The sequence below is a fragment of the Amycolatopsis anabasis genome (genome assembly GCF_009765355.1).
Taxonomy (GTDB): domain Bacteria; phylum Actinomycetota; class Actinomycetes; order Mycobacteriales; family Pseudonocardiaceae; genus Amycolatopsis; species Amycolatopsis anabasis.
Genome location: NZ_VTHK01000050.1, coordinates 27,117 through 52,434, shown reverse-complemented (window position 1 = coordinate 52,434; position 25,318 = coordinate 27,117). Strand labels below are relative to the sequence as shown.

At 72.0% G+C, this 25,318-nt stretch carries 30 protein-coding genes; 12 read left to right on the top strand and 18 right to left on the bottom strand.

Annotated elements, in window-relative coordinates:
- Positions 1-231 precede the first annotated feature (231 nt).
- The 3 genes from FXO23_RS40095 to FXO23_RS40085 are packed head-to-tail and all read left to right on the top strand — an operon-like array spanning position 232 to position 2,455.
- Positions 232-573, top strand: a complete 342-nt coding sequence (locus FXO23_RS40095) for a DUF742 domain-containing protein (RefSeq protein WP_158892290.1) — start codon at positions 232-234, stop codon at positions 571-573.
- Positions 548-1,189 (top strand): GTP-binding protein, encoded by a 642-nt coding sequence (locus tag FXO23_RS40090; RefSeq protein WP_158892260.1) that lies wholly within the window; start codon positions 548-550, stop codon positions 1,187-1,189. The genes FXO23_RS40095 and FXO23_RS40090 overlap by 26 nt, the downstream gene beginning before the upstream one ends.
- 39 nt (positions 1,190-1,228) lie before the next feature.
- Complete coding sequence (locus FXO23_RS40085; RefSeq protein ID WP_158892258.1) at positions 1,229-2,455, top strand: styrene monooxygenase/indole monooxygenase family protein; 1,227 nt, start codon at positions 1,229-1,231, stop codon at positions 2,453-2,455.
- Here FXO23_RS40085 and FXO23_RS40080 read toward each other — a convergent pair.
- The gene (locus FXO23_RS40080) at positions 2,452-3,387 is read right to left on the bottom strand and encodes a GlxA family transcriptional regulator (RefSeq protein WP_158892256.1); all 936 of its coding nucleotides are present in this window, start codon (positions 3,385-3,387) and stop codon (positions 2,452-2,454) included. The genes FXO23_RS40085 and FXO23_RS40080 overlap by 4 nt on opposite strands.
- Positions 3,384-3,968 (bottom strand): cysteine hydrolase family protein, encoded by a 585-nt coding sequence (locus FXO23_RS40075; protein WP_179957013.1) that lies wholly within the window; start codon positions 3,966-3,968, stop codon positions 3,384-3,386. The genes FXO23_RS40080 and FXO23_RS40075 overlap by 4 nt, the downstream gene beginning before the upstream one ends.
- Before the next feature lie 139 nt (positions 3,969-4,107).
- On the opposite strand from FXO23_RS40075, the gene FXO23_RS40070 reads away from it, so the two are divergent.
- Positions 4,108-4,509 carry a ChaB family protein gene (locus FXO23_RS40070; RefSeq protein WP_158892254.1) on the top strand — a complete coding sequence of 134 codons (402 nt, stop codon included), beginning with the start codon at positions 4,108-4,110 and terminating at the stop codon, positions 4,507-4,509.
- Between the two features lie 54 nt (positions 4,510-4,563).
- Here the strand turns inward: FXO23_RS40070 and FXO23_RS40065 are convergent, their stop codons facing one another.
- The gene (locus tag FXO23_RS40065; protein ID WP_158892252.1) at positions 4,564-4,755 is read right to left on the bottom strand and encodes a DUF2795 domain-containing protein; all 192 of its coding nucleotides are present in this window, start codon (positions 4,753-4,755) and stop codon (positions 4,564-4,566) included.
- 72 nt (positions 4,756-4,827) lie between these two features.
- A complete protein-coding gene (locus FXO23_RS40060; protein ID WP_158892250.1) occupies positions 4,828-5,085 on the bottom strand; it encodes a Prokaryotic metallothionein in 258 nt (85 codons plus the stop codon).
- Positions 5,086-5,171: 86 nt separating this feature from the next.
- On the opposite strand from FXO23_RS40060, the gene FXO23_RS40055 reads away from it, so the two are divergent.
- Positions 5,172-5,792 (top strand): TetR/AcrR family transcriptional regulator, encoded by a 621-nt coding sequence (locus tag FXO23_RS40055; RefSeq protein WP_246258308.1) that lies wholly within the window; start codon positions 5,172-5,174, stop codon positions 5,790-5,792.
- Between the two features lie 82 nt (positions 5,793-5,874).
- Complete coding sequence (locus tag FXO23_RS40050) at positions 5,875-6,351, top strand: anthrone oxygenase family protein (RefSeq protein WP_158892248.1); 477 nt, start codon at positions 5,875-5,877, stop codon at positions 6,349-6,351.
- On the opposite strand, the gene FXO23_RS40045 is transcribed toward FXO23_RS40050, so the two are convergent.
- Genes FXO23_RS40045 through FXO23_RS40030 form a run of 4 tightly spaced genes read right to left on the bottom strand, consistent with a single transcriptional unit; the run spans position 6,348 to position 10,254 of the window.
- Positions 6,348-6,515: a hypothetical protein gene (locus FXO23_RS40045; protein ID WP_158892246.1), complete on the bottom strand. Its 168-nt coding sequence runs from the start codon at positions 6,513-6,515 to the stop codon at positions 6,348-6,350. The genes FXO23_RS40050 and FXO23_RS40045 overlap by 4 nt on opposite strands.
- Before the next feature lie 33 nt (positions 6,516-6,548).
- Positions 6,549-7,730 carry a non-hydrolyzing UDP-N-acetylglucosamine 2-epimerase gene (gene wecB / locus FXO23_RS40040; protein WP_158892244.1) on the bottom strand — a complete coding sequence of 394 codons (1,182 nt, stop codon included), beginning with the start codon at positions 7,728-7,730 and terminating at the stop codon, positions 6,549-6,551.
- Positions 7,727-9,157, bottom strand: a complete 1,431-nt coding sequence (locus FXO23_RS40035) for a sugar transferase (protein WP_158892242.1) — start codon at positions 9,155-9,157, stop codon at positions 7,727-7,729. Before FXO23_RS40035 ends, wecB begins: the two co-directional genes overlap by 4 nt.
- Positions 9,154-10,254: a glycosyltransferase gene (locus FXO23_RS40030; protein ID WP_158892240.1), complete on the bottom strand. Its 1,101-nt coding sequence runs from the start codon at positions 10,252-10,254 to the stop codon at positions 9,154-9,156. The genes FXO23_RS40035 and FXO23_RS40030 overlap by 4 nt, the downstream gene beginning before the upstream one ends.
- A 399-nt stretch (positions 10,255-10,653) precedes the next feature.
- Between FXO23_RS40030 and FXO23_RS40025 the strand changes: the two genes are divergently transcribed.
- The 4 genes from FXO23_RS40025 (at position 10,654) to FXO23_RS40010 (ending at position 13,401) form a co-directional block, all read left to right on the top strand.
- Complete coding sequence (locus FXO23_RS40025) at positions 10,654-11,730, top strand: PucR family transcriptional regulator (protein ID WP_158892238.1); 1,077 nt, start codon at positions 10,654-10,656, stop codon at positions 11,728-11,730.
- Between the two features lie 106 nt (positions 11,731-11,836).
- Complete coding sequence (locus FXO23_RS40020) at positions 11,837-12,118, top strand: hypothetical protein (RefSeq protein ID WP_158892236.1); 282 nt, start codon at positions 11,837-11,839, stop codon at positions 12,116-12,118.
- 8 nt (positions 12,119-12,126) lie between these two features.
- Entirely contained in the window at positions 12,127-12,372 is a 246-nt protein-coding gene (locus tag FXO23_RS40015) for a hypothetical protein (RefSeq protein WP_158892234.1), read from the top strand.
- 147 nt (positions 12,373-12,519) lie between these two features.
- The gene (locus FXO23_RS40010) at positions 12,520-13,401 is read left to right on the top strand and encodes a carbohydrate-binding protein (protein ID WP_158892232.1); all 882 of its coding nucleotides are present in this window, start codon (positions 12,520-12,522) and stop codon (positions 13,399-13,401) included.
- On the opposite strand, the gene FXO23_RS40005 is transcribed toward FXO23_RS40010, so the two are convergent.
- The 10 genes from FXO23_RS40005 to FXO23_RS39960 all read right to left on the bottom strand — a co-directional run bounded on the left by FXO23_RS40005 (position 13,402) and on the right by FXO23_RS39960 (position 24,409).
- Positions 13,402-14,718, bottom strand: coding sequence for an NAD(P)/FAD-dependent oxidoreductase (locus FXO23_RS40005; protein ID WP_158892230.1), 1,317 nt, complete (start codon positions 14,716-14,718; stop codon positions 13,402-13,404).
- A complete protein-coding gene (locus FXO23_RS40000) occupies positions 14,718-15,518 on the bottom strand; it encodes a glycosyltransferase (RefSeq protein ID WP_158892228.1) in 801 nt (266 codons plus the stop codon). Before FXO23_RS40000 ends, FXO23_RS40005 begins: the two co-directional genes overlap by 1 nt.
- Positions 15,519-15,590: 72 nt before the next feature.
- Positions 15,591-16,667, bottom strand: coding sequence for a glycosyltransferase family 4 protein (locus tag FXO23_RS39995; protein WP_158892226.1), 1,077 nt, complete (start codon positions 16,665-16,667; stop codon positions 15,591-15,593).
- The gene (locus FXO23_RS39990; RefSeq protein ID WP_246258307.1) at positions 16,664-18,097 is read right to left on the bottom strand and encodes an oligosaccharide flippase family protein; all 1,434 of its coding nucleotides are present in this window, start codon (positions 18,095-18,097) and stop codon (positions 16,664-16,666) included. Before FXO23_RS39990 ends, FXO23_RS39995 begins: the two co-directional genes overlap by 4 nt.
- On the bottom strand, positions 18,094-19,353 hold the full coding sequence (locus tag FXO23_RS39985) for a glycosyltransferase family 87 protein (RefSeq protein WP_158892224.1): 1,260 nt from the start codon (positions 19,351-19,353) through the stop codon (positions 18,094-18,096). Before FXO23_RS39985 ends, FXO23_RS39990 begins: the two co-directional genes overlap by 4 nt.
- Positions 19,350-20,285: a hypothetical protein gene (locus tag FXO23_RS39980; protein WP_246258306.1), complete on the bottom strand. Its 936-nt coding sequence runs from the start codon at positions 20,283-20,285 to the stop codon at positions 19,350-19,352. Before FXO23_RS39980 ends, FXO23_RS39985 begins: the two co-directional genes overlap by 4 nt.
- Positions 20,282-21,349, bottom strand: coding sequence for a glycosyltransferase (locus tag FXO23_RS39975; RefSeq protein WP_158892281.1), 1,068 nt, complete (start codon positions 21,347-21,349; stop codon positions 20,282-20,284). The genes FXO23_RS39980 and FXO23_RS39975 overlap by 4 nt, the downstream gene beginning before the upstream one ends.
- Entirely contained in the window at positions 21,349-22,584 is a 1,236-nt protein-coding gene (locus FXO23_RS39970) for an O-antigen ligase family protein (protein WP_246258305.1), read from the bottom strand. Before FXO23_RS39970 ends, FXO23_RS39975 begins: the two co-directional genes overlap by 1 nt.
- Complete coding sequence (locus FXO23_RS39965; protein WP_158892222.1) at positions 22,581-23,519, bottom strand: polysaccharide deacetylase family protein; 939 nt, start codon at positions 23,517-23,519, stop codon at positions 22,581-22,583. The genes FXO23_RS39970 and FXO23_RS39965 overlap by 4 nt, the downstream gene beginning before the upstream one ends.
- Positions 23,516-24,409: a DMT family protein gene (locus tag FXO23_RS39960; protein ID WP_246258304.1), complete on the bottom strand. Its 894-nt coding sequence runs from the start codon at positions 24,407-24,409 to the stop codon at positions 23,516-23,518. The genes FXO23_RS39965 and FXO23_RS39960 overlap by 4 nt, the downstream gene beginning before the upstream one ends.
- A 128-nt stretch (positions 24,410-24,537) precedes the next feature.
- On the opposite strand from FXO23_RS39960, the gene FXO23_RS39955 reads away from it, so the two are divergent.
- On the top strand, positions 24,538-24,792 hold the full coding sequence (locus FXO23_RS39955) for a hypothetical protein (protein WP_158892220.1): 255 nt from the start codon (positions 24,538-24,540) through the stop codon (positions 24,790-24,792).
- A gap of 11 nt (positions 24,793-24,803) precedes the next feature.
- Entirely contained in the window at positions 24,804-25,283 is a 480-nt protein-coding gene (locus FXO23_RS39950) for a hypothetical protein (RefSeq protein WP_158892218.1), read from the top strand.
- Positions 25,284-25,318 lie beyond the last annotated feature (35 nt).

Genomic DNA, 25,318 nt, shown 5'->3' with positions numbered 1-25,318 from the left:
AGAAGTGGCTGCGAACGGGAGGGGCCTGCGGTGGTGAGTCCAGGAACGCGCGTCGGCGAAGCCCGCGAGCGTGGCGGCGGGCCGTCGGGCAGCGGAAGGTGGGCCTGATGACCAAGTCCGAGCCCCGGCGACACGATCGTGTCTGCGCGTTTTCAACAAGCACAGGCCCGGCCAGGAGTTGGAGTGACCACGGTGTCCAGTGACGACGTAACCGACCCGCCGGTGAAGAAGATGCGGAGCAGGCGTGTCCGCCCGTACGCGCTCACCGGTGGCCGCACCAGGACCAGACACCACCTCCTGGTGGAAACGCTCATCTCGGTGCCCCGCTACGACCCGGCGCTGGCCGACAGCCTGATGCCGGAGTCGCGGGCGCTCTACGAGCGGGCCCGCACCAAGATCTCGATCGCGGAGCTGTCCTCCGGGCTCACCATGCCGCTCGGCGTGGTCCGCGTGCTGATCAGCGATCTGGCTTCGCAAGGGGCGATCTACATCCACCCCACCGCGCACACCTTCCACCACGACACCAACGTGCTCGAGAGGATCCTCGATGGACTCAAGCGCCTCCCCGTCTGACGAGGATCTGGCGACGATCTCCGCGAAGATCGTCATCGCGGGTGGGTTCGGGGTCGGCAAGACCACTCTCGTCGGTTCGGTCTCCGAGGTGCCGCCGCTGAACACCGAGGCGTGGATGACCGAGGCGGGCCAGGGCGTCGACGACCTCTCCCCGGACGGCGGCAAGTCCACCACCACGGTCGCGATGGACTTCGGCCGGATCTCGCTGCACTCGGACCTGCTGCTGTACCTGTTCGGCACGCCCGGGCAGCCGCGGTTCTGGTTCCTGTGGGACGACATCTCGCGCGGTGCGCTGGGCGCGATCGTGCTGGTGGACACGCGGCGGCTGGACCAGTCGTTCGCGGCCATCAACTACTTCGAGAACGACTCCGACCTGCCGTTCGTCGTCGCCATCAACCGGTTCGACGGCGAACTCACGCACGAGGTCGACGAGGTGCGCGACGCGCTCGCCCTCGGCCCGGACGTTCCGCTGATCACGTGTGACGCGCGGGACCGCGCCTCGGTCACCGAGGCGTTGCAGGCCCTGGTGCGGCACACGCTCTCGCTGGCCCGGCTCTCCTCCCCCGGCGGCGGATCCCCGCTGCCCCAAGCCGAATCGACATACAGCCCCGCGTAACCCGTTGTTGTCGCCGAGAGTGTGGGAGGACAGCCGATAATGCGTAAGGTCCTGATCGTCGGTGCCGGTCAGTCGGGTCTGCAGCTCGCGTTGAGCCTGCAGGACCACGACTTCGACGTCACCGTGATGTCCGCGCGCACCCCCGACGAGATCCGCGGCGGCCGGGTCATGTCGACCCAGTGCATGTTCAACATGGCCTTGCAGCACGAACGCGATCACAAGCTCAACCTCTGGGAAACCGAGTGCGTGCGGGTCGAGGGCCTGGGCGTGTCCATCGCCGCCCCGGACAGCAGCCGGGCGCTGGACTGGGTGGCCAAACTGGACCGGTACGCGCAGTCGGTCGACCAGCGGGTGAAGATGGCCGGCTGGCTGGAACTGTTCGAGGACCGCGGCGGCAAGCTGATCTTCCACGGCGTCACCACCTCGGACCTGAACTCCCTCGCCGCCCTGTACGACCTGGTCGTGATCGCCGCGGGCAAGGGCGAACTCGTCGGGCTGTTCGACCGCAATCCGGAACTTTCCCCTTATACCCAGCCACAACGGGCGCTGTCGCTGGCTTACGTGCACGGGCTCGCGCCGCGCCCCGAGCACCCCGACTACTCGGCGGTGCGGTTCAACATCATCCCGGGCGTCGGCGAGCTGTTCATCATTCCGGCGTACACGCTGTCCGGGAACTGCGACATCCTCTTCTTCGAAGGGATTCCGGGCGGGCCGCTCGACTGCTTCGACGACCGGCCCGGTCCGGACGAGCACCTCCAGCGCATCCTGGACCTGATCCGCCAGTACCTGCCGTGGGAGTTCGAACGCTGCCGCGAGGTCGAACTGACCGACGCGCGGGCCACGCTCGCGGGCGGCTACACGCCGGTGGTGCGCCACCCGGTCGGCGAACTCCCGTCCGGGCACTTCGTGCTCGGGATGGCGGACGTCGTGGTCGCCAACGACCCGATCACCGGCCAGGGTTCCAACAACGCCAGCAAATGCGCGGCGTCCTATTTGGACTCGATCCTGGCGCACGGGGACCGGCCGTTCGACCGGAACTGGATGCAGGCGGCGTTCGACAAGTACTGGGAATACGCCCAGCACGTCACCACCTGGACCAACGCGATGCTGCAGCCGCCGCCCCCGCACGTGCTGGAGATCATCGGCGCGGCGGGGAGCAAACCGGCCGTGGCGTCCCGGTTCGCCAACGGTTTCGAGGATCCCAGCGACTTCCAGCACTGGTTCCTCGACCCGGAGAAGGCCGCCACCTACCTCGCCGCCGTCTAGCCCCGGTTCTCCCCGAGCGAAGTGACCCCGGATCGGGAGCGGAGGCGGCGGAGCATGCGGGCGTCTTCGAAGCCGACGGCCCGGGCGGCGGATTCGACGGTGGTGCCCTGGCCGATCAGGTGTTCCGCGCGTTCCAGGCGGAGCTGGTGCTGGTACCGCAACGGGGTCAGGCCGGTCGCCGCGGTGAACAGCCGGGTCACCGTGCGCTCGCTGCATCCGGAGGCCGCGGCGAGATCGGCCAGCCGCAGCCGTTCGGCGAAGCGGGCGTCGATCAGGTCCTGCACCCGGTGCACCGCGTCGGACAGGTGCGCGCGGTGCCGCAGCATCGCGCTGGCCTGCTGCTCGTCCCCGTTGCGCCGCGCGTACACGACCATCGCCCGCGCGATCCGCGCCGCGGCCCCCGGGCCGTGCCGCGTCGCGATCAGGTGCAGCGCGAGGTCGATGCCGCTGGCGATGCCCGCCGAGGTGACGACCCGCCCGTCGACGACGTAGAGCACGTCCCGCACCACGGTCGCCCTCGGGTAGCGCCGGGCCAGCTCGTCCTGCACGTCGTGGTGCGTGGTGCACCGGCGGCCGTCGAGCAGCCCGGCGCGGCCGAGGGCGTCGGCGCCCGCGCACACGCTGGCCACCATGCCCCCGGCGGCGTGGTGCTCGCGCAGCCGGGTCAGGCTCGCCGCGCTGATCCGCGGCGGTTCGGCGAGGCCCCGGGTCCGCCAGCCGGGGACCAGGACGAGGTCCCCGGGCGTCAGTTCCGGCCAGGTCACCTCGGCCCGCACGGGCACGCCCTGCGCGGTCGGCACCTCCGGTTCGTCCGCGACGTAGGTCAGCTCGTAGCCGTGGCCGAAATCGGCGGCCGTGGAGAACACCTGGGCGGGCCCGGCCAGGTCCAGCAGGTGGAGCCGGGGCGCGAGCAGGAAGACGACACGGGTCACGATCCGGTCAGCATACCGACCGTGCGGATCGTGGCGAACCGCCCGGCCAGCGCGTACTCGGTCCGGGCGACGATGTCCGCCGGGTGCAGGGTGCGCGGATCGGCGAGCAGGTCGTCGAGGGACTGGTCGGCGGGTGCGTCCCAGTGCGGGATCGGCGTGGTCGCCGTCGCGTCGGTCACGAAGGTGACGTCGAAGCCGAGGTCGGAGGCGACCCGGGTGGTCGTCTCGCAGCACTGTTCGGTCCGGATCCCGCAGACGGCGAGTTCGCGAATGCCCCGCCGGGTGAGCAGTTGCTGCAGATTCGTTGTGGTGAAAGCATTGTGCGCGGTCTTGGTGACTACCGGCTCGCCTTCGCGCAGTCGCAGCCCGTCGATCGGCCGGACGAAACCGAGCGCCGGATCGAACGCCGTGTCCGTCCCCGGTTCGCTGTGCAGCACCCAGACCACCAGGTCGCCGTCGGCCCGCGCGGCCTCGGCCAGCCGGTTGACCGAATCGACGATGCCGGGATTGGAGATCACCTGCCAGGAGGGTCGCTGCCGGAAGCTTTCCTGGACGTCGACCACGAGAAGCGCTTTGTTCATACCGGGGAGTCTGCCCGGCTCGCGGCGCCGCCAGAAGGCACCATCGCGCCGGGCGCCGGACGGATCCGGTCACGGGTGTAGACCCCGCGGGGGCGCGGGTAGCCCAGGGTGGACAGCAGTGAGTTGGGAGGCGATTTCCGTGCCTGGATGGGAAGTCCTGCCGAGTACGTTGCGCCGGTCGCCGGAGAAGGCGCAACGCACCTGGGTGGAAGCACACGATTCGGCCGTGGAGACCTACGGGGAGGGGCGCCGTGCGCATCAGACCGCGTACTCGGCGCTCAAGCACTCCTTCGAAAAGGTCGGCGACCACTGGGAGCCGAAGGACGGCCGCGGCCCCTCGGACCGGCAGGCGGAACGGGGTGCGGGTCAGCCGGAGGCGCCGACCGCCGGCGGCGTCGACGCGCGGGCGAGCAAGGAGCACCTCTACGAACAGGCCAAACGCCTGCACATCAGCGGGCGGTCGTCGATGAACAAGGAGGAACTGGTCGGCGCGATCCAGCGGGCGAACGACCGGGAAACCGCCCGCGCGCGGGAACGCTGAGCGCACAAGGGCAAGGCCGGGAGCCGTCCCGGCCTTGCCCTTCCCGATACCCGGTCAGGTCTTGGAGTATTCGGCGCTCACCGCGTTCGGGCCGTCGTACGTGCGGTCCGGCAGCGCGCGCAGGTGCTCCACCACCTCGTCCCCGGCGCCCTGCTGCCGGGCGTGATCCACCAACTGGTCGCGGTTGGCGGGATAGTCGACCCCGGCCAGGTACTTCTGCATCTCGATCGGATTCGGCTGCGACACGGTCGCACCCCTTTCGGCTTCGGCCAGTTTGCCTTCCGTCTCCACCTACCCGGCTCGAGACGAGGGAAACATCTAACCCAGCGCGCTGCCCACGGCGTCGCGGACGTGCTCACCGCGCGGCGTGCTGCTGCGTGCGCAGTGCGCGCAGCAGAAGAACCGGCCGTCGACGTGCACCCCGTGCCCGACCACCCGGCAACCGCAGTGCTCGCACACCGGCGCGAGTTCGTGGATCGCGCATTCGAACGAATCGAAGAAGTGCTGCCCGCCGTCCTGGGTGCGCACCTCGAACGCCAGGTCGTAGTCGTTCCCGCACACTTCGCAGACTGCCACCGTATGTTCACCTCCTGATCGGTTATCGATAGTGGTTCCCGCATGGGTCCGGCCCGAAACCCGCCGCTGGGTACGATCGCGGGACGATGAACGGAGACACCCGGCGGCGAGGCCGCCCGAGCACGGGTGTGCGCGAGGCCGTGCTGGCGGCGACCGAGGCGATCCTCGCCGAGTCCGGGGTGGCCCGGTTGTCGACCAAGGAGATCGCGCGGCGGGCCGGGGTCGCCGAGTCGAGCATCTTCTACCACTTCGGCGACCGGCTGGGGCTGCTCCAGGCCGTGGTCCACACGCACGTCCCGCGGTACAAGGAAGTGGCGGCCGACGTGCTCCAGCGCGCGGGCCGGGGCAGCCTGCGCGACAACCTGTCCGCGCTGCTCGACAGCCTCGAGGCGTTCTACCTCCGCATCACGCCGATCATCGCCGCCGTGCAGGCCGACGGCGACCTGCGGGCCCGGTTCGCCGAGCGGGGCGCGGACGGCGACATCGGCCCGCATCGCGGGCTCGCGCCGATCGCGGGTTACCTGAAGCGGGAACGCGAACTCGGCCGGGTCCGCGCCGACCTCGATCCGGATTCGATCGCGCTGATCGTCGTCGGCGTCGCCTACCAGCGCGCGATGCTCCGCCACCTCGCCGGCGCCGCGGAGATCCGGGTCGAAGGCGTCCCGCAGGTCGTCGACGCCCTCCTGCCCAGTCTGGTCGGTTCCTAGCGAAGAGCCCGCTCGTGGCACGAGCCGGGTGCGGCACGGTAGGTTTACTGAGTCGATACTCAGTAAAAGGGAAGGGCCTTTCGTGCTGATCCGGTTCGTCACCTCGGTCGCCCTGCTGTCCACCGGCCTGCTCGCGGGCGCGTTCGGCTACGGCGCGGTCAACGTCGCCACCACGTTCCACGCGGTCCCGCTGGAGGTCCGCCTGACCTTCCACGCGGCCCTGATGAAGATGAACGGTCCGGTCATGCAGACCACGATGGCGGTGGCGGCGCTCAGCTCCCTCACCCTGGCCTTCCTGGCCCGCGGCGCCGCCCGGCTGCTCGCGGCGGGCGCGGGAACGCTGGCGGTGGCCTCGTTCCTGATCACCCGCTTCGGCAACATCCCGATCAACGGCCGGATCAAGCAGTGGGCGACCGGTTCGGTGCCCGCCGACTACGCGGCGATCCTGGACCGCTGGGACGCGTTCAACATCACCAGGACCAGCACCGCGCTGGTCGCCTTCCTGGCCATCATCGCGCTCGCCGCAGTCGTCCGCCGGACCCCGGAGCCGACCGTCTAATCGCGCTCCCAGGACCGCACCTCGGCGCCGGTGGTCCGCCCGGCGTCGGCGTCCTCACCGGCGCCCTGGCCGACTTTGCCCTCCCGCGGGGTCGGCGTGGCCTCGTCCTCGGGTGCGTCCTCTTCCGGCCGGGTGGGCTCGGCGTTCTCGCGTCGGGTCGTCATGGCACCGGGGTACCCCGCGGTGATCCGGACTACTCACGCGGTCAGCACGCCGCCGGGCACCGCGTCCCAGGCGGGCCGCGGTGCCGCCGCCAGCCCGAGCAGCCAGGCGAGGGCGTGCTCGGCCCGCGCCCCGGTGGCGGCGTCGCCGAACGGATTCGCGTACGGTCCACCGGCGCGGGCGGGACGTGCCAATGCTTCCGCGGCGGCCGCGGTGATCGCCGCTTCCTCGGTGCCGACCAGGGTCGCGCAGCCCCATTCGACGGCCTCCTGCCGTTCGGTGGTGTCCCGCAGGATCAGCACCGGCACCCCGAACGACGGCGCCTCCTCCTGGATGCCGCCCGAATCGGACAGCGCCAGCACGCAACCGCGCAGCAGCCGCACCAGATCGGGGTAGTCCAGCGGCGCGGTGACCAGCGCCCGCGGTTCGCCCGCCAGCGCGCGTTCGACCTCCTGCCGCACGGCGGGATTCGGATGCGCCGGGAGCACCACCTGGACATCCGGGTGCTCGCGCAGCATCGTGCGGACGGCGGCCAGCACGCGCCGCATCGGCGCGCCCCAGGATTCCCGCCGGTGCACGGTGACCAGCACCAGCCGCCGGGCCCCGGTCCGCGCCAGTTCCTCCATTTCGGACAGTGCGGGCTCGGCGAACTCCCGGTTCCGCGAGGAGATCACCCGCACCGCGTCGACCGCGGTGTTCCCCACGGTGAGAATCCGCTCCTCGCCGATCCCTTCCGCGCGCAGGTGTTCGGCCGCGCGCGGGGTCGGGGCGAGGTGCAGTGCGGCGACCGTGGCGATGAGCCGCCGGTTGGCCTCCTCGGGGAACGGGCTGTCCAGATCGTGCGAGCGCAGCCCGGCCTCCAGGTGCACCACCGGGATCCGCAACCAGAACGCGGCCAGCGCGGCGGCGACGGCACTCGCCGTGTCGCCCTGGACCAGGACCGCGTCCGGTCGCCGCCGGGTCCACAACTCGTGGAACTCCGGCAGCAGCGCCGAATACAGTTCCGCCTGGCTGCCGGTGGCCCGCCGCAGGATGAACTCCTCGTCCGGGACGAGCGCGAACGCCCGCAGCGCCTGCCCGATCATGCCCGGGTGCTGTCCACTCGCGACGATGACCGGCCGCATCCGCCCGGCGGCGGCCAGTTCCAGCGCGACCGGCGCGATCTTGATCGCCTCCGGCCGCGTCCCGGCCACCAGGTGAATCTCGGGTGCGGTCATCGTCCGGTCCTCCGCGCGAGCGCGGGCAACGTCCGCAAGACGGTCTTGACTTCCAGCCACAGCGACCAGCTTTCGATGTAGATGTTGTCGTAACGGACCCGGTCCTCGATGGACGTGTCCCCGCGCAGGCCGTGCACGGCGGCGAGCCCGGTGAGCCCGGCGGGCACCCGGTGCCGCGCGCCGTAACGCGGGTACTGCTCGCTGAACCGCTCGACGAAATAGGGCCGTTCCGGCCGCGGCCCGACCAGGCTCATCTCGCCGCGCAGCACGTTGAACAGCTGCGGCAGCTCGTCCAGGGAGGTTTTGCGGAGCAGGCGGCCGATCCGGCTGACCCGGTCGTCGTCGGCGATGCTCCACAACGTCTTCGCCTCGGCCTCGGTCTCCGGCCGCATCGACCGGAACTTGAGCAGGTGGAACCGCCGGCCGCCCAGCCCGATCCGTTCCTGCCGGAACAGCACACCCGGCCCGCCGTCCAGCCGGACGGCCAGCGCCACGAGCGCGAGCACCGGCGCGAGCACGAGCAGCGCCCCCGCCGCGCACACGACGTCGACGATCCGTTTGACCCGCCACCGCACGGTACGGAACGGGCGCCGCGGCAGGACCGTCACCGGGATGCCCCGGACGTTGTCGGTCCGCCCGGACGACAGGTCGTGCAGTTCGAAAAGCCTGGGCACGCAATAGATCTCGGCACGCAGCCGCGCGCAGTTGCGCAGCAGGTCGACCAGTTCCTCGTCGGCCGTGCCGCCGAAGGCGACGAACACCGTGTCGATGTCGTGCTCGACGACCAGCCGGGGCAGCACGACCGCGGAGCCCAGCAACGGCACCGGAAGTGGGCCCGGGTGCGGGCCGCGGTCGACGAACCCGACCGGGGTCAGGCCGTACTCGGGATGTTCGGTCATGCGGGTCGCGAGTTCGACGCCGACCGCACCGGTGCCGCAGATCAGCGCGCGGCCGCGGGCCCGCGGCGCTCCGCGCATCGAGCGGAGCACGGCGTACGACAGCGTCCGGCTCGCCGTGGCGACCACCAGCGCGGCGGCCGCGACCACCAGGATGCGGCGGCCGCTGTAGTCCAGTTCGAGCAGTTGGTACCCGCCCAGCGAGACGGCGCCGGTGATCGCGACCGCGGCCGCGAGCCTCGGCAGTTCGTCCAAAGCGGACAGTGCGAACCGGCGGCCGTACCCGCCCGCCGCCGCCCAGTTCACCATCACCACGCCCCCGAACAGCAGGCCGATCGCCGCCGATCCGGCGACCCCCGGCAGCACCGCGGCGAAGGCCACGGCGTCCGCGAGCACGAGCACCAGGGGAACGAGCCACCGCTGGTACCGCGAGCGCGGGGGCTCCGGCCGCTCGCCCAGGCCGCGCACGGCGACCAGCGGCCGCTCCACGACGGCCGGCAACTCGGTCGTCCGGGGCTCACCGACATTCATGCGTCCACCCCGCAGCGCTTCAGCAGTTCCGCGTAGAGGCCGGTCACGTTCCGGGCGGCGGCCGTCGCGTCGTGCGCGAGCAGGGCGTACCGGGCGCCGAGGCGGCCCTCGGCCAGGGTGAGTTCCCGGTCCCGCAACCGGCGCGCGAGCGCGGCGGCGAACGCGCCGGTATCCCCGGCGGGCACCACCCGGCCCGCCTCCCGCGGCACCGACTCGGCCATCCCGGCGACCTCGAAGGCCACCACGGACCGCGCCATGGCCTGCGCCTCCAGCGGGACGAGCGCCATGCCCTCCCAGCGGGACGGCACCGCCACCACATCGGCCGCCGCGTACCACGGGCGCGGATCCGCGACGGCCCCGGCGAACCGGATGCCGGGTCCCGCCAGCGTTTCCAGTCTGGTCCGGTCGGGCCCGTCGCCGACGAGCACCAGTTCCGCACCGGGCACTTCGGCCCGGATGCCGGGCCACGCGGCGATCAGGCGGTCCTGCCCCTTCTGCTCGCACAGGCGGCCGACGCACACCGCCAGCGGTGTGGCCGCGTCCACGCCGAGGCCGGGGCGGGCGGCTTCCCGCGCGATCGGGGAGAACCGGCCGAGGTCGACGCCGTTGCGCACGACCCGGTGCTCACCGGCGACCCCGCTGCGCCGGCCGAGCCGCGACTCGGCCTCGCTCACGCACAGCACGAGGCCGGTCCAGCGGGTGGCGTGCCGTTCCCAGCGCAGGGCCGCGCGCCGCATCCCGCCGCGCACGGCCTCGAACGACCACGCGTGCGGCTGGAACACGGTCGGCACCCGCCCGCGCACCGCGAGGCGCCCGGCGAGGCCCGCCTTCGCGCTGTGCAGGTGCACCACGTCCGGCCGGGCGTCCTCGACCAGGTTCCGCAGGGCGCGGACCTCTTCCAGGACACCGGGTCCGGGGCGCCGCGCCGCACTCCAGGGCAGGTGGGCGAGCCCGGCGCGCCGCACGGCCTTCGCGAGTGGTCCGTCCGGGCAGGCGACCACGATGTCGTGGCCCTGGCACAACTGATCCGCGGCATAGGACAGCACGACCCGGGGCACTCCCCCGGTCGTCGGCTGGGCTACGTGCAATACCCGCATGACACCCTCAGCGCGGCACGCGGTCAGGTCTTGGTTTTCCGGGCATCTCGTTCCTCCCTCGCGTTGTGAGAAGAAAGGAACACCACGCGCGGGCCGACTTGAAGCCGCTCGAGCCCACACATGAATTTCCCCGGAACCTGTGTCATAGGGCCGGACATCGGGCATCAGGCGCGGCTTCCCGAAGGCCCCGTTATTGCTTTTCGGTAATCGGTCGTGCGCGCTGCGCAGGCGAATTTTTCACCCGGCTGTCACCATCGCCGAACCGGGCTCCGCGCGGCACGCACTGCGCGTTCGGTGACAGACCTTTCCGGTGATTACCCGAATCGCGCAATGCCGCGTAAGAATCGGGCCGCACGCGCATCCAGATGCCATGCGCAATTCGTTCACGGGGAGATCGCGGTGTCGTTGACGGTGGAAGCCCTGGCCGAGCAGCCGGGCCTGGGACTGCGGCTGCTGACCGGAGAGCCCGGGACGCGGATCGTGTCGGTGTTCGCCTCCGAACTGCCGGACCCGGCGCCCTATCTGGTGCCCGGCGCCCTGTTGCTCACCACGGGCGCGGAATTCGATCCGGCGAGCCCGGACTGGGCGGAGTACGCCGAGAAGATCGCCGCGGTCGGCGGGACCGCGCTCGGTTTCGGGCTGTCCTGTCAACACGAAACCGTGCCGTGGCCGCTGCGCCGCGCCGCGGCCCGGGTCCGGCTCCCGGTCCTGGAGATCGGCGAGGACGTCCCGTTCATCGCCCTGAGCAAGGCGGTCGCCACCGCCGCGTACGCGGTGGAGCGGCGGGCCCGGGGCGCGCTGCTGCGGCTGATCCTGGCCGGTCAAAGCGATCTGGCCGAGAAGTTCGCGGCGGAACTCGGCATCGAACTGCCGCGCGGGCCGGTGCGGTTCGCGGTGCTCGGGGTGGCGGATCGGGACGCGGATGCCCTGCTCGGCACCGCGGACTTCCCCGGCCTGCTGGCCCGCGGCCCGGCGGGCGAACTGCACGCGATCGTGCCCGGCGACGACCGGGGCGTGGCCGGGGTGGCCTCGCTGGTGGCGGCCGCACCGGGCGCGACCGGCCTCATCGGCGAGCCCGTCGATCCCGCCCAACTGCCCGCTGCCGCACGGAACGTCGGTGTCACCTTCCGCACCAGCACGCTGCCCGCGGGCCGGTTGACCGCCACCACCGAACTCGCCACCGCGGGCCTGCTCGCCCAGGTTTCCCACTCCGGCGGCCGGGCGTGGGCGACCGCCCTGCTCGATCCGCTCGCGCATCCGAACGGCACCTCCCAGGTGGATCTGCTCGGCACGGTTCGCGCCTTTCTCGCGCGGAACGGGAACACCGAGGCCGCGTCGGCCGATCTCGGTATTCACCGCCGGACCCTGCGTTATCGGCTGGGCCGGGCGGAGGCGGCGCTGGGCAAATCGCTGGACGATCCGAATGACCGCGCGGAACTGTGGATCGCCCTGCGATTGGCAGGGTTGAGCGAATGACTGACGCGGTTTTCGCACCGGCCGGGGAAAACCGCGAATCGCCGTCATGCCCGGAACGCATCCGCATCGAGCAGGCGTCGAATTCCGACCGAACGAGGAGATGCAGATGGGACGTCGTCTTGCCGGGGTGGTTTCCGCCGCGCTGGTCGCCGGGTGTCTCGGTATGGGCACCGCCGCGGCCGAGCCGTCGGCCGCCACCACACCGATCACGTTCCACCAACTGTTCAACGGATTCCTGGCGGACAACATGAAGGAGTGCTCGATCTGGGCCATCGCCACCGAGAACGCCCTCCGCAGCCAGGGACTGGAGCACGTCACCTCCAGTTGCAGCGGGTGGAGCGTGCCGCTGGTCTACGGCTGGGTGGTCGGCAAGGTCGAGGCGAGCTGAGGAGAGACATGAAACGACTGATCACCGCCACCCTCGTCGCCACCGGCCTCGGCCTGGCCGCGGGCGCGGTTCCGGCCGCCGCGGCCGAAGCGGGTGTCACCGTGGCGAAGGAGTTCTCCGGCGCGGGCGTGAACCACTTCACCGAATGCGCGAACTGGGCCAGAGCGACCGAGAACGACCTGCGGGCGCAAGGGTTTTCGGACGTCACGTCCTCCTGCCACGGCTGGAGCCTGCCCTATGTCGCGGGGACGTGACCGGAACCGTTACGGCGACCTGACTTTCGAACGGGACCGGTCGGCCCTGATCGAGCCGACGTTCGGCTTATTGAACGCCCCGGTAGGCGGCGCGACCCTCAAGGCACATCCACGCATCCCTGCAACGTGGACGAGGAGTCGGCGCCCATGCGCACCATCGTTCGATTCGCCATCATCGGGTCCATCCTGATCCTGACCAATACCGGGCTGGCCGCGGCCGCCGGGAATCCCTCCGGCACCACCGTTTCCGCCTCCGGACAGGTTCCCGGCGGGCCGCCTTCGGCAGACAACCCGGCCGCCGCGAAGTTCCGCGAACTCCGCCGGCACGGCGGCCCCCGTGCCTCGATCGCCGCCCAGGTGCACAACTTCTGGGGCATCCTGCCGCCGAACGCGGGAGCCGGCGAGGGCATGACCGCCACCCACGCGGTGTACCCGGATCTCCGCATCACCAAGAGCGGGGACTTCCTCTACTCGCCCACCGCGAAGCCCGGCAACGGTTCCTGCATCGAGGTCGTCACTTCGTACTCGCAGGCCTACGGCCCGCAGATCTGGGCCTGGGACTGGTGCCGCACCGGCAACCTGGCCAAACAGACCACTGTGGACACCAACTTCATGAACACCTACACCACGACGGTCAACGGGCACGCCGCCTACACGGTGCGCAACGAGAAGACCGACGCCGGGTCGAACGGCTGGACGGCGTCGCTGTTCAACTACAGGACGAACGCGTGGGACGTCTACTTCACCAGTTCCGGGTCGGACAAAAGTAACGCGACCTACGGCTGGGACGTGTTCGAGATCTACTCGTCGCCGAATCCCAGCACGGGCACCGGCTATTACTGCTCCGCCTCGGTGGGCAAACCGTTCGAGAGCAACGACATCAAGCTGCGCAAGGGTGGCAGCTGGGTGCCCGCGAGCGCGTCCGACTCGCCGTTCGTGCCGCCGAATCCGGCACCCGAGGACTACCAGTGCCCCAACCTGAAGTTCCAGGTCGTGCACGCGAACGACCACTGGATCGTGCGCCAGTAGTCACGCCGCCGCGACGCGGGTCCCGCTGTGCCGCGCGAGCAGCAGTTCGGTGACCCGCTTCGCGAGGCCGACGCTGGAGTTCCAGCTCGTGACGTCCGGGTAGATGTGCGCGGTGGTCGCCAGCAGCAGCCGCGTGCCCGGCACCTCGACCGGCGGCCGCCGATCCAGGTAACCCAGCGGGTACACCGGTTCCACGAACGGCGCCTTGAACACCCGGATCTCTTCGATGTCGTCCTCGGTGAGCGGGAGATCCGCGTAGAGGCGCAGGAACCGCGCCCGCCACCGCGCGGCGATGTCCCGCTCGTCCTCGGCGTACAGCGCCGAATCGCGGCCGGTGTACCGCATCAGGTACGCGAGGTGCCGCCCGCCGTAGGTCTCCGGTCCGGTGAGCGCGGACATCTCGATGACCCCGTCGAATTCGGCGCCCGCGTCGAGAACGGGCGCCCAGTAGTGCCCGTCGAGGGGGCGGCGGAGGAAGCAGAGCGCGTTCACCACGCCCTGGTAGGCGAGTCCCGGATCGGGCAGCCGTTCGGCCAGTCGGCCCTGGGCGAGCGTGCGCAGCAGCGGCAGCGGGACGGTCGAAAGAACGTGGTCGGCTTCCATGGTTTCGCCGCCGGGCAGGGTGAGTTCCATCGTTTCGCCGCGATCGCGCAGGCTTCGCACCGGGGTGCCGGTGCGAACCGTTCCCCCGCCCGCCTCGATCGAGGTGCGCAGCGCGTCGATGATCGACTTGTAGCCACCGGCCGGGTAACCCCGTGTCACCACGTTCTTCTCCCGGCCGAGGCGCTGCCACAGGTACAGCGCGGGCACGTCACCGAACGACGGGCCGAACTTGGAGCCGAACATCGGGCGGAATACGCGGTCCCAGATCACGTCCCCGTACAGTCCGCGCAGCCAGTCCTCGGTGCGCAGGCGGTCGAGGTCCTTGCCGCGGCCGAGCCGTCGCAGCAGCACCGACACGGCCCCGAACCGGATCCGCTGGAACGGGGTCAATGCCTTGAACCGCAACAGGTCCACCGGCGAGTTGAAGGGGTACCGGGTGCCGTCGGCGATCATGCCCATCCGGGTGGAACGCCAGCTGATCCCGTCCCGCAGCCCGAGTTCGCCGAGCAGTGGCAACAGGTGTTCGTCGGTGGGCAGCACGCAGTGGTAGAAGCGTTCGATCCACCGGTGCCGGTAGGGGAAGAACGTCCCGAGCCCGCCGAGCTGGTCGCTCGCCTCCAGCAGGGTCACCGGGATCCCGGCGCGGGTCAGGCGGTGCGCGGCGGCGAGGCCGGAGATCCCGCCGCCGAGGATGGCCACGGTTCCGCCGGTCATCAGAGCGCCCGATGCGGGGCGGGCGCGAGCCGGTCGCGCAGCAGCAGTTTCAGGTACTGGCCGATCGTGCGGCGCAGTTTCAGCTTGCTGGCCCCGAGTTTGCGGTCGTACTGCAGCACGAGCGGCACCTCGGTGATCACCGGATGGCAGTGCCGCAGTTTGAGCAGCAGTTCGACCATGCAGGCGAACCCGCGTTCCTCGATGAGCCGCTCCCCCCAATGCCCGGCGGCCCGGCCCAGCAGGCTGACCCGGTAGGCGCGGAACCCGCTGGTGAAGTCGTGCACGCCGTCGAGGTCGAGCGCCCGCCGGAACAGCACGGCGGCGCCCCGGGAGAGCAGGCGGCGGAACGGCGGCGCGGTGCTGTCGTCACCCCCGGTGACGAACCGGGAGCAGATCGCCACATCCGCACCCCGCGCGACTTCCTCTCGCAAGCGCGGAATCAGCGCCGGATCGTGGGTGTCGTCGGCGTCCATCACCACCACGACGTCCTCCGGTTCCGCCTCCCCCAGCGCCGCGCGGAGGCCGGTCTGCACCGCCTGCCCGAGCCCGAGGTTCACCGGATGGCGCACCAGCCGGACGTCGAGCCCGGGGTGCCCCGCCTCGGCGACCCCGGCGGTGCCGTCGGCGGAACCGTCGTCGACCAGCCAGACCACCACCCGCTCGGTCAGCGCGACGGCCGCCAGCCGGGTCAGCAGGCCGGGCAGCGAATCTTCTTCGTTGTAGGCAGGCAGCACCACGTGCGCGGTCCCGCGGGTTCGCGTCCCCAGCGCGGTCCCCGCACCCCGTCTCTCGGTTTCCATGCCTTCCCGATGCGGCCCGGCGACGCCTATGACGGGAGTTCGCGAGGTCGCCGACCCCAACACCCGGCTCCCTCAACTCAAACCGCGGTAGAGCTCGAGGTGGGCGTCGGCGCAGGCTTCCGGGCTGAAGCGTTCGCGGGCGCGGGCGGCGAGCAGGCGACCAGTCCGAACAGGATCCGGATCCGCGAAGAGTTCCCGAAGCCGCGCCGCGAGGTCACCCACCTCCCCCGGAGCCGCCAGGTACCGCGCCGCACCGGGAACATCCAGCATATCGGCCACCCCACCGGTATCCGTGGCCAGCACGAGCTTCCCCGCGGCCATGGCCTCGGCCACCACCAGCGGCTGCTGCTCCATTGTGGACGGAAGCACCAGCGCATCGGCGGCGGCGAGCAAACCAGGAACATCCGCGTGGAACCCGAGGAACCGGACCCGATCACCGAGCGGCGCCGCGAGACTTTCCGCCTCCGCACGTAGCGGACCGTCCCCGGCGATGGTCAGGCCCGCCCCGGGCGGCAGCACACCGCGCGACGACAGCGCCCGCAACAGGTCGAGGATTCCCTTGCGCTCCACCAGCAAGCCCACGAACACCAACCGGCGCACCGGCCCCGGCGACACCGCGACGGGCGGGAGGTCGACGCAGTTGTCGATGTGCACCAGGCGATGCGCCGGTACCCGCAACCGGCGGCGGAGGAACTCCCCCATCACCGGCGCCGGGACGACCGTGCGCCGGGCCGCCCGCGCGACGACCGCGTCCGCGGCGAGCACCGCCCGCGTGTACCGCGACGGCCCGGGAGCACCGGCCACGCCGCGGAACCACGGCTCACCGACATCGTCGGGCACCCCGTGATAGGTGTGCACCACGTTCCGCATCCCCGCGCACACCAGCCCCGAGCGCCGATCCTGCGCGTGCACGACATCCGGCCGCCACGCCCGGATCGCCCGCCGCGCCGACCGCACCGCCGCCAGGTTTCCCTTGCTGGTCACCGCGATCTCCTCGTGGTGCCCGGCGATCGACTTGGCTCCCCGTGCCGGAACCGGGCCGAACACCCGCACCTCGGCCGCACCCGAACCGAGCAGGGTCGCGGCCAGCCGGACCGTCACGTCCACCGGCCCACCGCGATCCTGGGTGAGCACATACGCGATCCTCACCGGGCGCCCTCCCCGCGCAAAGCGCGCAACTCGCCGAGCAAACCCCGCTGGGTCAGCAGCACGACCCCGGCGTAACAGCCGAGCAGGAGCACCGCCTCGAAAACCGCGGACGTCACCGAGCCAGGCGCACCGAACAGTCCAAACCGGACAGCGGAACACACCACGGCCGCGACCACCACACTCACGACCACGCGCCCCAGTTCCCGCGCGGGCGGCGCGACTCCTGAGCGCACCAGCACCCACGCGGTCACCGGGACCAGTGCCCACGCCGCCCCGGCCTGCGCCGCCGCCGCGGCGAGCACCCCGTGCCGGGTCAGCACCGCGAGCCCGGTGACGAGCAGCGCCAGATGCGCGACCTCGAGCACGAGGTACCACCGCGGCCGGTCGGCCGCCCGGATCGCCTCGTACCACGTCTGCAGCAGGCTGATGCCGAGCCCGTACCCGCAGAGCACGACCAGCACCCCGGCCGCGGGCCGCCACCGTTCGTCCAGCACGACCACGCGATCGGACAGCAACGCGGCGAGCACGTACAACCCGCCGACGACCACCAGCGCGGCCCTGGTGAACGAGCCGACCGCGGCGGGCAGCTCCGCGCGGCGGCCGTCGCGGATCAGCCTGGTGTAGACCGGGAACGCGACCGCGCCCAGCACGATCGCCACCATGATGTAGGGCACCCACGCGATGCGGTACGCCAGCGAATACACACCGACCGCGTCCGGACCGAGCACCCGGGCGACGATCGGATAGTCCACATTGATCAGCAAGGTCGCGACCACCGCCGCCGGGCCGACGACCCGGATCCAGCGGGCGGCTTCCACCGCGGCGCCGGGGTCCCAGCACGGCCGGATCCGGACCCCGGCGACCACGCCGAGCACCGGTTGCAGGATCGCGGTGCACAGCAGCCCGATCGCCAGCGATGCGGCCCCGGCGCCGGTCGCGGCGAGCACGATGGCGACCACGGCCCCGGCCACCGCGCTGCCCGCGTCCGGCAGCAGCCGGCGGCGGAAGTCCAGTTCCCGGTGCAGCAAACCGAGTTGCACCCCACCGGCGGCGGAGAACGGCAGGCTGAGCGCGGCCAGCCGGACCAGCGGCGCCGCGGCGGGCACCCCGAGCGCGGACGCGATCGGTTCCGCGGCGAACACGCCCACCGCGGCGAGCGCTGCCCCGGTGCCGACGCTCAACGTCAGCACGGTGCCCGCCATCGCGGACACGTCCCGCTCGGTGCGGCTGACGACGTCGTAAACCCCCATCGACTGGATGACCTGGCCGATGTTCACCAGCGCGACCGCCAGGGTCACCAGGCCCAGCTCGCCTTCGGTGAGGAAGGCCGCCAGCACCAGGGTGATCGCCATCTGGCTGCCCTTGCTCACCAGGTTGACCAGGCCCAGCCACAGGGTGCCCTTCGCGGCGCGAACCCCCAGGCCACTCACGGCACGGGCTCCGGAACCCGCCGGGTCAGCCGGACCGCGAAGGCGGCCAGCAGGCCCCAGCACAGCACCACGGCCACCCCGTCCACGGTCACCGCCGCGCGATCGCCGAGCACCGACCGGATCGCGTCGTCGGCGGCGTACAGGTGCAGATACGGCACCAGCAACGCCAGTACGGCGAGCCCGAACGCGGTCCACCCCGGGTCACGCCTCCGCCGCCACCACACCGCGGCCGCCACCACCGTCGCGGGAAACGCGTACAGCACGTCGCCGGGTTGGTGCACGATCGCGGTGAACACCGCGAGGAAGGTGAGCAGATCGGCGACCGCGCCGGAATCGGGATCGCCGAGCCGGTCCAGCCGCCGCACCAGGACCACGCTGACCGCGAGCACCGCCAGCAGCGCCGGGATCTCGGCGCCGGGCACGTTCACCCCGGTGACCCGGAAGAACACCGCGGCGAGGTCGATGCGCTGCGCGGTCGGCGAATCCACCGCGCCGTACGGGGTGTGCCGCATGTTGTCCACATTGGCCACAATGGCGTCTACAAAGGACGAAAGCCCGCCTCGGGCGATGAGCAGCACCACCACCGGCAGGCTCGCGGCGGCCGCGATCGCGGTACCACCGGCCACCACGCGGCCCGAACCCCGCGCCAGCAACAGCACCGACAACGGCAACCCGACCTGGGGCTTCAGCCAGGCGAGGCCGAGTGCCACCGCGGCCCAGCGCGGGTGATCCCGCCGGGCGAGCAGCACCCCGGCCGCGCCGACCGCGAGCAGCGGATTGACCTGGCCGACGAACAGCTGCGCCTTGCCGACCTGGCTGAGCAGCAGGAACGCCGTCAGCACCGCGGTACCGGCGATTACCGGGACCAGTACTTGGAGACGCAGTCGGCGAGCCGCCATCGCGGTGAGCACGACCAGCAGCACCATCGCGAAGAGCGTGAACAGCACCGCGCCCACCCGGTAACCGGGCAGCGCGAACGGGAGGTGCAGCGCGAGGTGGTAGGGCTGATACAGGTTGAACGCCTGGCGCACCGGCCAGTGCGCGAACATCGCGGCCGGATCGTAGGGATTGCCCCCGGCGAGCAGTTCCCGGATCGGGAAGTACAGCGCGTCGCGGAAGTCCTGCAGCCGTTCCTCCGGCCGGTTGGCCGGGGTCGGCAGCGGCGCCTGAAGCGCGGGCCGCAACGCCCACCACGCCCCGAAAACCGCCACCACGGCGGCGACGGCGGTGACGGCGGTGACCCATTTCGTCCTCATGCGAGCACCACCGCGATCAGCGCGGAGGCATCGGGCAGCGCGCCGACCGCGGCGGTCAGCTCACCCGGACCAGCGCGGCGCTCGTCCAGCACCGCGACGACCACCGCCTTGTCCGCCTTCCCGTTCACCTCGAGGGAGGTCCCGCTCCTCCGCAGCGCCTCGGACAGCCGCGCCACCCGGTCGCCCAGCCCCGGGCCCACCGAGACCACCCGCACCGGGCGCGTGGAAGCCGCCTGCAGCACCGAAATCCGGTGCACCAGCGTCGGATCCTCGCCCCGCAGCACGGTCACCGGGCGGCGGCAACCGGCGTCGGCCAGCTCCTTCCGCACGGTCGAATCGGCCGAGGTCACCGGCGGCCGCAGGACGTGCCGGAGCGCGGCGACCGCGATCCCGGCCACCACGGCGGCCGCCAGGCCCAGCCCGATCGCCAGGGTCCAGTCCGGCTGGAGCTGGATGATCTCGGCCTGGCTGTCGAGCAGGCGCAGTTTGGCGACCGGCGCCAGGAGGTCGGCCTCGATGATGGCGTTGCCCAGGGACGTGGCGAGCGCACCGGCCATGGTCTCCGTTCCCACGCGCACGGACACCCGCGCCAGGCCCGAACCGGGGACCAGGTCCACCGAAACCCGGTCGGTGAGCGTGCCCGGATCCGGGGCGTTCGGCACGAACGCGGCGGCCGCCTTCAGCACCGAAGGGCTGCGGGCGAGCTGGGACAGCGCGGGCAGGCCCAGGGAGACCACCTCGCCGTACTGCGCGGGCGGTTGCGTCCCCGCCTGGAACGCGGTGTCCTGCGCGGGTGTCGCGATCAGCCCGACGCGGCCCTCGTACTCGTCGCCGCGGAACCCGGCGAGCACGAGCACGATCAGCCCGGCCGCGAACGCGGCGCCCAGGCTGAACCCCACCGTCCGAACGCGACGGTCATTCGACAGTTTCATCGCAGGAGGCTCCGCAGCAGTTCGTCGTAGGACTTCGTCATCGAGCCGGGGTCGTGGTGGCGGCGGACGATCGCGACGCCTTCGGCCGCCGCCGCGTCCCGCGCCGCCGGATCGAACAGCAGCTCCCGCAGCGCGTCGGCGGTCGCCGCGGGGTCCCGGGGCGGGACCAGGCGGCCGCCCCCCGCGCCGAGGACCTCGCGCAACCCGTCCACGTCGGTGGCCACCATTGGTCGTCCGGTGGCCAACGATTCCAGCACCGCGATCGGCAGGCCCTCCCAGTCGCTGGTGAGCACGGTGAGATCGGCGGCGGTCAGCAGGTCCGGCGCGTCGGTGCGGTTGCCGAGGAATCGCACGTTCGCGCCGAGTCCCAGCGATTCCGCGCGCCGCTGGAGGTCCGGGCGCAGGCTGCCGTCCCCCGCGAGCAGGAGCACCGCCTCGCCGTCGAGTTTCGCCCACGCCTCCAGCAGCACGTCGTGCCGTTTCTGCGGTTCCATCCGGGCCAGGCACAACGCGACCGGAACGTCCGGCGCGAGCCCGAGTTCCCGGCGCGCCGCCGCCCGGTCGCCTTGGGGTGGCACGGAAATCGCGTTGCGGATGACCAGCGGCTCGGTGCGCATACCGGCCGCGCGGAGCCGGTCGGCGATGGTGGCCGCGACCGCCACCACGCGATCCGAGGTCCGCGGCAGCAGGCGCGCGGCGGCGCGGTAGTCGGCCTCGGCCACCCCGTGGAACACCGTGAGCAGCGGGATCCGGCGGCCGGGGAACAGGGCCAGCCGGGTCACCGTGCTCGCCGAGACGTTGTGCGCCACCACGGCATCCGGGCGGAACCGCCGCACGGCCCGCCGGGTGGCCAGGGCCGCGCGCAGCAATCCGCGCATCGAGCGATGCGCGAGCGGCACGTCGAAGGTGGGCGTGCCTTCCGCACGCAGCGCGTCGGCGCGATGCCCGCCCGCACTGGCCACCGCCGACTCCCAGCCGCATTCCGCACCCCGGCGTACCAGCTCGGCCACGAGCGATTCGGCGCCCCCGGTGCCCATCTCGCTGATCACCTGCAGAACTCGCATCAGTGTCCTTCGGGTCTGGTTCGGAGGTCGGCGGCGCAGGCGAGGGCGACCATCGACCACAGCGACAGGTAGTACTGCTCGGACAGGAAGGCGGACGCCACGAGCACGGCGATCAGGCTCGCCTGCACGGCCGCCATCGGGCGGCGATCCGTGCTCGCCCGGAACGCGCGTTCGCTCGCGACCAGGGCTCCGGCGATGACCGCGACGAACAGCGCGAACCCCGGCAGGCCGAGTTCGGCGGCGACCTCGAGGTACATGTTGTGCGCCACCGCCGTGGGCTCGGCGATCTCCGCGTTGTGCGACACGGTCGCGTAGTTGCCGCGGAATCCCCCGGGGCCGACGCCGAGCACGGGGTTCTCCGCGAACATCCGGGCGGCGGCCTGCCAGCGCACTTCGCGTGCGTCCACATTGGACGAGGCGATGAAGGTCTTCTCGTCCAGTGCCCGGGACAGGTCGTGGCCGGCGAACAGGGCGACGGCGGCCAACGCCACCGCGGCCAGGGCGCCCGCGAGCACGCGCAGCGGCAGCACGCGGCGGGCCACCAGCCAGCCGGTCGCCGCGAGCAGCGCGAACCCGCCGCCCCGGGACAGGGTCATGGCCGCGCCGAGGATCAGCACGGCCGCGGCGGTCGCGGCGAGCACCGGGCGGGCGACCCGCCGCCGGTGCGCCGCGTCGAGCGGGGTCAGCGCGACCAGCAGGGGCAGGGCCGCGACCAGGACGTAGGCCAGATCGTTCGGATCCTGCAGGGGACCGGTGGCGCGGGGATCGCCCTCGGCGAGCACGCTGTACAACGCGCCGACCCCGGCGACCAGCGCACCGGCGACGGCGGCGGCCAGCAGCGCGCGCGGCGGCACCTCGCGCGCGGCCACGTCGATGAGGATCGCGGTGACCACGAGGAACGGCAGCCACCGGACCGCGTACTCCACCGCGAACGGATCGGCCAGATGCGTCACCGTGGTCAGCAGCACCACCGCGGCCAGGGCGGCGAGCAGGGCGTGCACCGGGTGGAACAGCGGGCGTTCGCGCCGCCGGATCCGGACCGCGCACCAGCTCGCGGCGAGCAGGACCGTCGGCAGTTTCGCCAGCTGCGCCTGCACGTCCAGCAGATAGCCCTCGATCGGCGCGCAGCCCACGGTCGCGCAGGCGGAAACCTGCAGCAGCCGCTCCCCGGCCCGGGTCAGCTTCCAGCCGCGGACGTCCGTCGGGCCCGGCAGGACGACGTGCACGCCGCTCACCCGCGCACCCGCCGGACATCGCGGTGGCGCAAGGCATCCGCGCGCAGCCGGGCGACGTGCTCGCCCGTGCCGACGACCTCGTGATGTGCGCGCAGTGCGGCGAGCACCCACGCCAGCAGGGCCGCCTTGTCCTTCCCCGGAACGTTCATCCCGGGGAAGAACTCCAGGCCCGGTGCCTCCCGGCGATCCAGGATGTCGGTGGGGTGCAGCAGAAGTGACGGCGAGATCCGGCGCCACCGGCACAACCGCAGCGCGGTCGCGAAGTAGCGGCGCGCCAGCCGGGGCGCGGCCTCGTGCAGCCGCAGCAGGTAGGAACCGTGGATCGGCACGCGCAGCAGCGGCATCGTGGTGACCGGCAGTTCGATCAGGTCACCGGGGACGCGCCAGCGGTACGGCCGCAGTGGCGCGCGGACCTGGGAAAAGCCGCCGAACAGTTCGTCGCTGCCGCTGCCCGCGCCCGCGGTGCGGTTGTGGTAGAAGCGCGCGAGCGGCCCGATCCAGGTGGGCAGTGTGCTGGCGTCGTAGGCGTATCCGCGTTCGGCGAGCAGCTCGAGCAGGGCGGGCGTGACGCTGTATCCGGGGCCGCGGAAGCCGATCGGCCGCGGGGCGCCGGCCTGGACGATCGCGTCCTCGGTTTTCGCGATCTCGGCTTCCAGCCGGTCGCGGGTGTAGCGGTGCAGCCAGGGTTCGTGCTCGTAGGAATGGTTGGCCACCTCGTGCCCGGCCGCGGCGAACTCGGCGACCGCCTTCGCGCCGTCCTCCCGCGCCGCGTCCGCGCCGACCACGAACACCGTGGCCGCGTGGTCGCCGAGGAGTTCGAGCAGGCGGGGCACCGCGGCGGGCAGGTAGCTGGGGCGGCGTTCCCAGTCCGGGTCGCCGTGGGTTTTCAGGTAGGACCAGAGGTTGTCCAGATCCAGGGAGACGCTGGCGATCACGCCGGAACCTCCTGGCGCGCCGGAGCCGCTTTGGTGCCGAGCGCGACCACGCCGGTCACCACCAGGGTCAGGCCGAGCGCGACCCACCACTCGCGGCCGGGCGTGATCAGGTCACCGAGTGCGACGACGCCGAGCACCGAGGCGAGCACCACGCTCACCGCGTCCATCGACGCCGCGGTCGCGGTGGCCGAACCGCGTTGCAGCGCGGCGGCCAGCAGGGCCTGGCCGACGAGCGCGGAGGCGAGCATCAGCCAGGTGAGCGGGCGCAGGGGCAGTTCCAGCAGCGGGCCGTCGGCGAGCGGGCGGCTGGTCATGGCGAGCACGGCGAAGGCGACCCCGGCGAGCACGCCGAGGGCGAGGGCGCTGCGCGAACCGGTCGCCCGCAGGGCGGGGAGGGCGAGGACGACGGTCACCAGCAGCACGCCGAGCAGGACGAAACCCAGTTCGGCGGGCATTTCCCGGGCCGTCGACGGGCGCGCCGCGCCGACCAGCAGGACCACCCCGGCGGCCAGGACCACGAGCACGGCGAGTTCGGCCGGGCGGATCCGCCAGCCCAGCACGAGCGCCCCGAACAGCGCCGCGAGCCCGGCGGCCGAGGAGGCTCCGGCCTGCACGAGGTAGAGCGGCAGCGTGCCGCGGGCGAGGAAGGCGAGCGCGAACCCGGTCACCTGCGCGCCGAAACCCAGGAGGTAGAGCCGGTCGGCGGCGAGCCGGGTGAGCAGGCGCGCGTCCAGGCCCGGACGCCGTTCGGCGCGGCGGGCCGCGACGCTCTGCGCGACGATGCCCACGGCGTACGCCGCCGCCGAGGCGAGGAGTTCCAGGTAACCGAGCACGAGAACCCGATGCCGGTGCGCCGTGGTTATGACGGCGGACGGCGTGTCCGCGCTCACACGCGGCGCACTTCGGCGGCTGAGTGCCAACGCCCAGGGGATCTTCGGGGCTTCGGCGTCATACCCGGATCGGGGTCACATCCGGCGGTCGAGTGCCCACCGCGGGCACCCGAGGAGAGGGAGAACGTATGCGACGTCGTATCGCCGCCATCGCCGCGACCGCGGGAATCGCGCTGAGCCTGAGCCTGGGCACCGCGCACGCGGAGGACAGCACGAACGCGGTGGAACCGGTCAGCTACCACCAGTGGTTCCCGACCTTGTGGGACTGCCTGAACTGGCTCGGGCGCACCCAGAACGAACTGCGCGCCCAGGGGTACACGAACTTCCCGATGGCGAACTGCGCCGGCTGGATCCCGTCGTACGGCACGATCGAAGCGTCCTGAAGGAGGAGCCGATGAAACGACACGTCGTGGCCGGTATGGCCGCGGTCGCCACCGTCCTCTTAGGACAAGGTCTGGCGGCCGCCGAACCGGGTTCGCTGGAGCCGGTCAAGTTCGAGGTGAAGTTCAGCGGGGGTGCCAGCCTGGGCCAGTGCACCAACTGGGGCGAGGACCTCAAGGCCCAGCTGCGCGCCCAGGGTTACCCGAACGCCACGCACAACTGCTCGGGGTGGGCGTTGCCGCCGCTCGCCGGCGGGTGGACCGGCACGGTCGTCGGGAACGGCGTCCGCCCGGACGAACCGGCTCCGCAGCCCGCCCACGAGGTGCGGCGGACGTTCACCGGCATCACCGCGCTGAACGACTGCTCCGCCTGGGCCGAAGCCACCAAATCCGACCTGCGGAACCAGGGCTACCAAACCGCCGCCTCCCACTGCGACGGCACGGTCCTCCCCCTGTTCGGCGGCACCATCACCGGCACCGTGCAAGGGAACTGACCACGGGTCGCCTACTGACCGGGTCGTGAGTGTTT

What these genes read in the sequence shown, in the direction of transcription:
- FXO23_RS40095 (WP_158892290.1), top strand. Translation starts at nt 232, where the DNA reads ATGCGGAGCAGGCGTGTCCGCCCGTACGCGCTCACCGGTGGCCGCACC.
- FXO23_RS40090 (WP_158892260.1), top strand. Translation starts at nt 548, where the DNA reads ATGGACTCAAGCGCCTCCCCGTCTGACGAGGATCTGGCGACGATCTCC.
- FXO23_RS40085 (WP_158892258.1), top strand. Translation starts at nt 1,229, where the DNA reads ATGCGTAAGGTCCTGATCGTCGGTGCCGGTCAGTCGGGTCTGCAGCTC.
- FXO23_RS40075 (WP_179957013.1), bottom strand. Translation starts at nt 3,968, where the DNA reads ATGAACAAAGCGCTTCTCGTGGTCGACGTCCAGGAAAGCTTCCGGCAG.
- FXO23_RS40055 (WP_246258308.1), top strand. Translation starts at nt 5,172, where the DNA reads ATGAACGGAGACACCCGGCGGCGAGGCCGCCCGAGCACGGGTGTGCGC.
- FXO23_RS40045 (WP_158892246.1), bottom strand. Translation starts at nt 6,515, where the DNA reads ATGACGACCCGACGCGAGAACGCCGAGCCCACCCGGCCGGAAGAGGAC.
- wecB (WP_158892244.1), bottom strand. Translation starts at nt 7,730, where the DNA reads ATGACCGCACCCGAGATTCACCTGGTGGCCGGGACGCGGCCGGAGGCG.
- FXO23_RS40035 (WP_158892242.1), bottom strand. Translation starts at nt 9,157, where the DNA reads ATGAATGTCGGTGAGCCCCGGACGACCGAGTTGCCGGCCGTCGTGGAG.
- FXO23_RS40030 (WP_158892240.1), bottom strand. Translation starts at nt 10,254, where the DNA reads ATGCGGGTATTGCACGTAGCCCAGCCGACGACCGGGGGAGTGCCCCGG.
- FXO23_RS40020 (WP_158892236.1), top strand. Translation starts at nt 11,837, where the DNA reads ATGGGACGTCGTCTTGCCGGGGTGGTTTCCGCCGCGCTGGTCGCCGGG.
- FXO23_RS40015 (WP_158892234.1), top strand. Translation starts at nt 12,127, where the DNA reads ATGAAACGACTGATCACCGCCACCCTCGTCGCCACCGGCCTCGGCCTG.
- FXO23_RS40010 (WP_158892232.1), top strand. Translation starts at nt 12,520, where the DNA reads ATGCGCACCATCGTTCGATTCGCCATCATCGGGTCCATCCTGATCCTG.
- FXO23_RS40005 (WP_158892230.1), bottom strand. Translation starts at nt 14,718, where the DNA reads ATGACCGGCGGAACCGTGGCCATCCTCGGCGGCGGGATCTCCGGCCTC.
- FXO23_RS40000 (WP_158892228.1), bottom strand. Translation starts at nt 15,518, where the DNA reads ATGGAAACCGAGAGACGGGGTGCGGGGACCGCGCTGGGGACGCGAACC.
- FXO23_RS39985 (WP_158892224.1), bottom strand. Translation starts at nt 19,353, where the DNA reads ATGAGGACGAAATGGGTCACCGCCGTCACCGCCGTCGCCGCCGTGGTG.
- FXO23_RS39980 (WP_246258306.1), bottom strand. Translation starts at nt 20,285, where the DNA reads ATGAAACTGTCGAATGACCGTCGCGTTCGGACGGTGGGGTTCAGCCTG.
- FXO23_RS39975 (WP_158892281.1), bottom strand. Translation starts at nt 21,349, where the DNA reads ATGCGAGTTCTGCAGGTGATCAGCGAGATGGGCACCGGGGGCGCCGAA.
- FXO23_RS39955 (WP_158892220.1), top strand. Translation starts at nt 24,538, where the DNA reads ATGCGACGTCGTATCGCCGCCATCGCCGCGACCGCGGGAATCGCGCTG.
- FXO23_RS39950 (WP_158892218.1), top strand. Translation starts at nt 24,804, where the DNA reads ATGAAACGACACGTCGTGGCCGGTATGGCCGCGGTCGCCACCGTCCTC.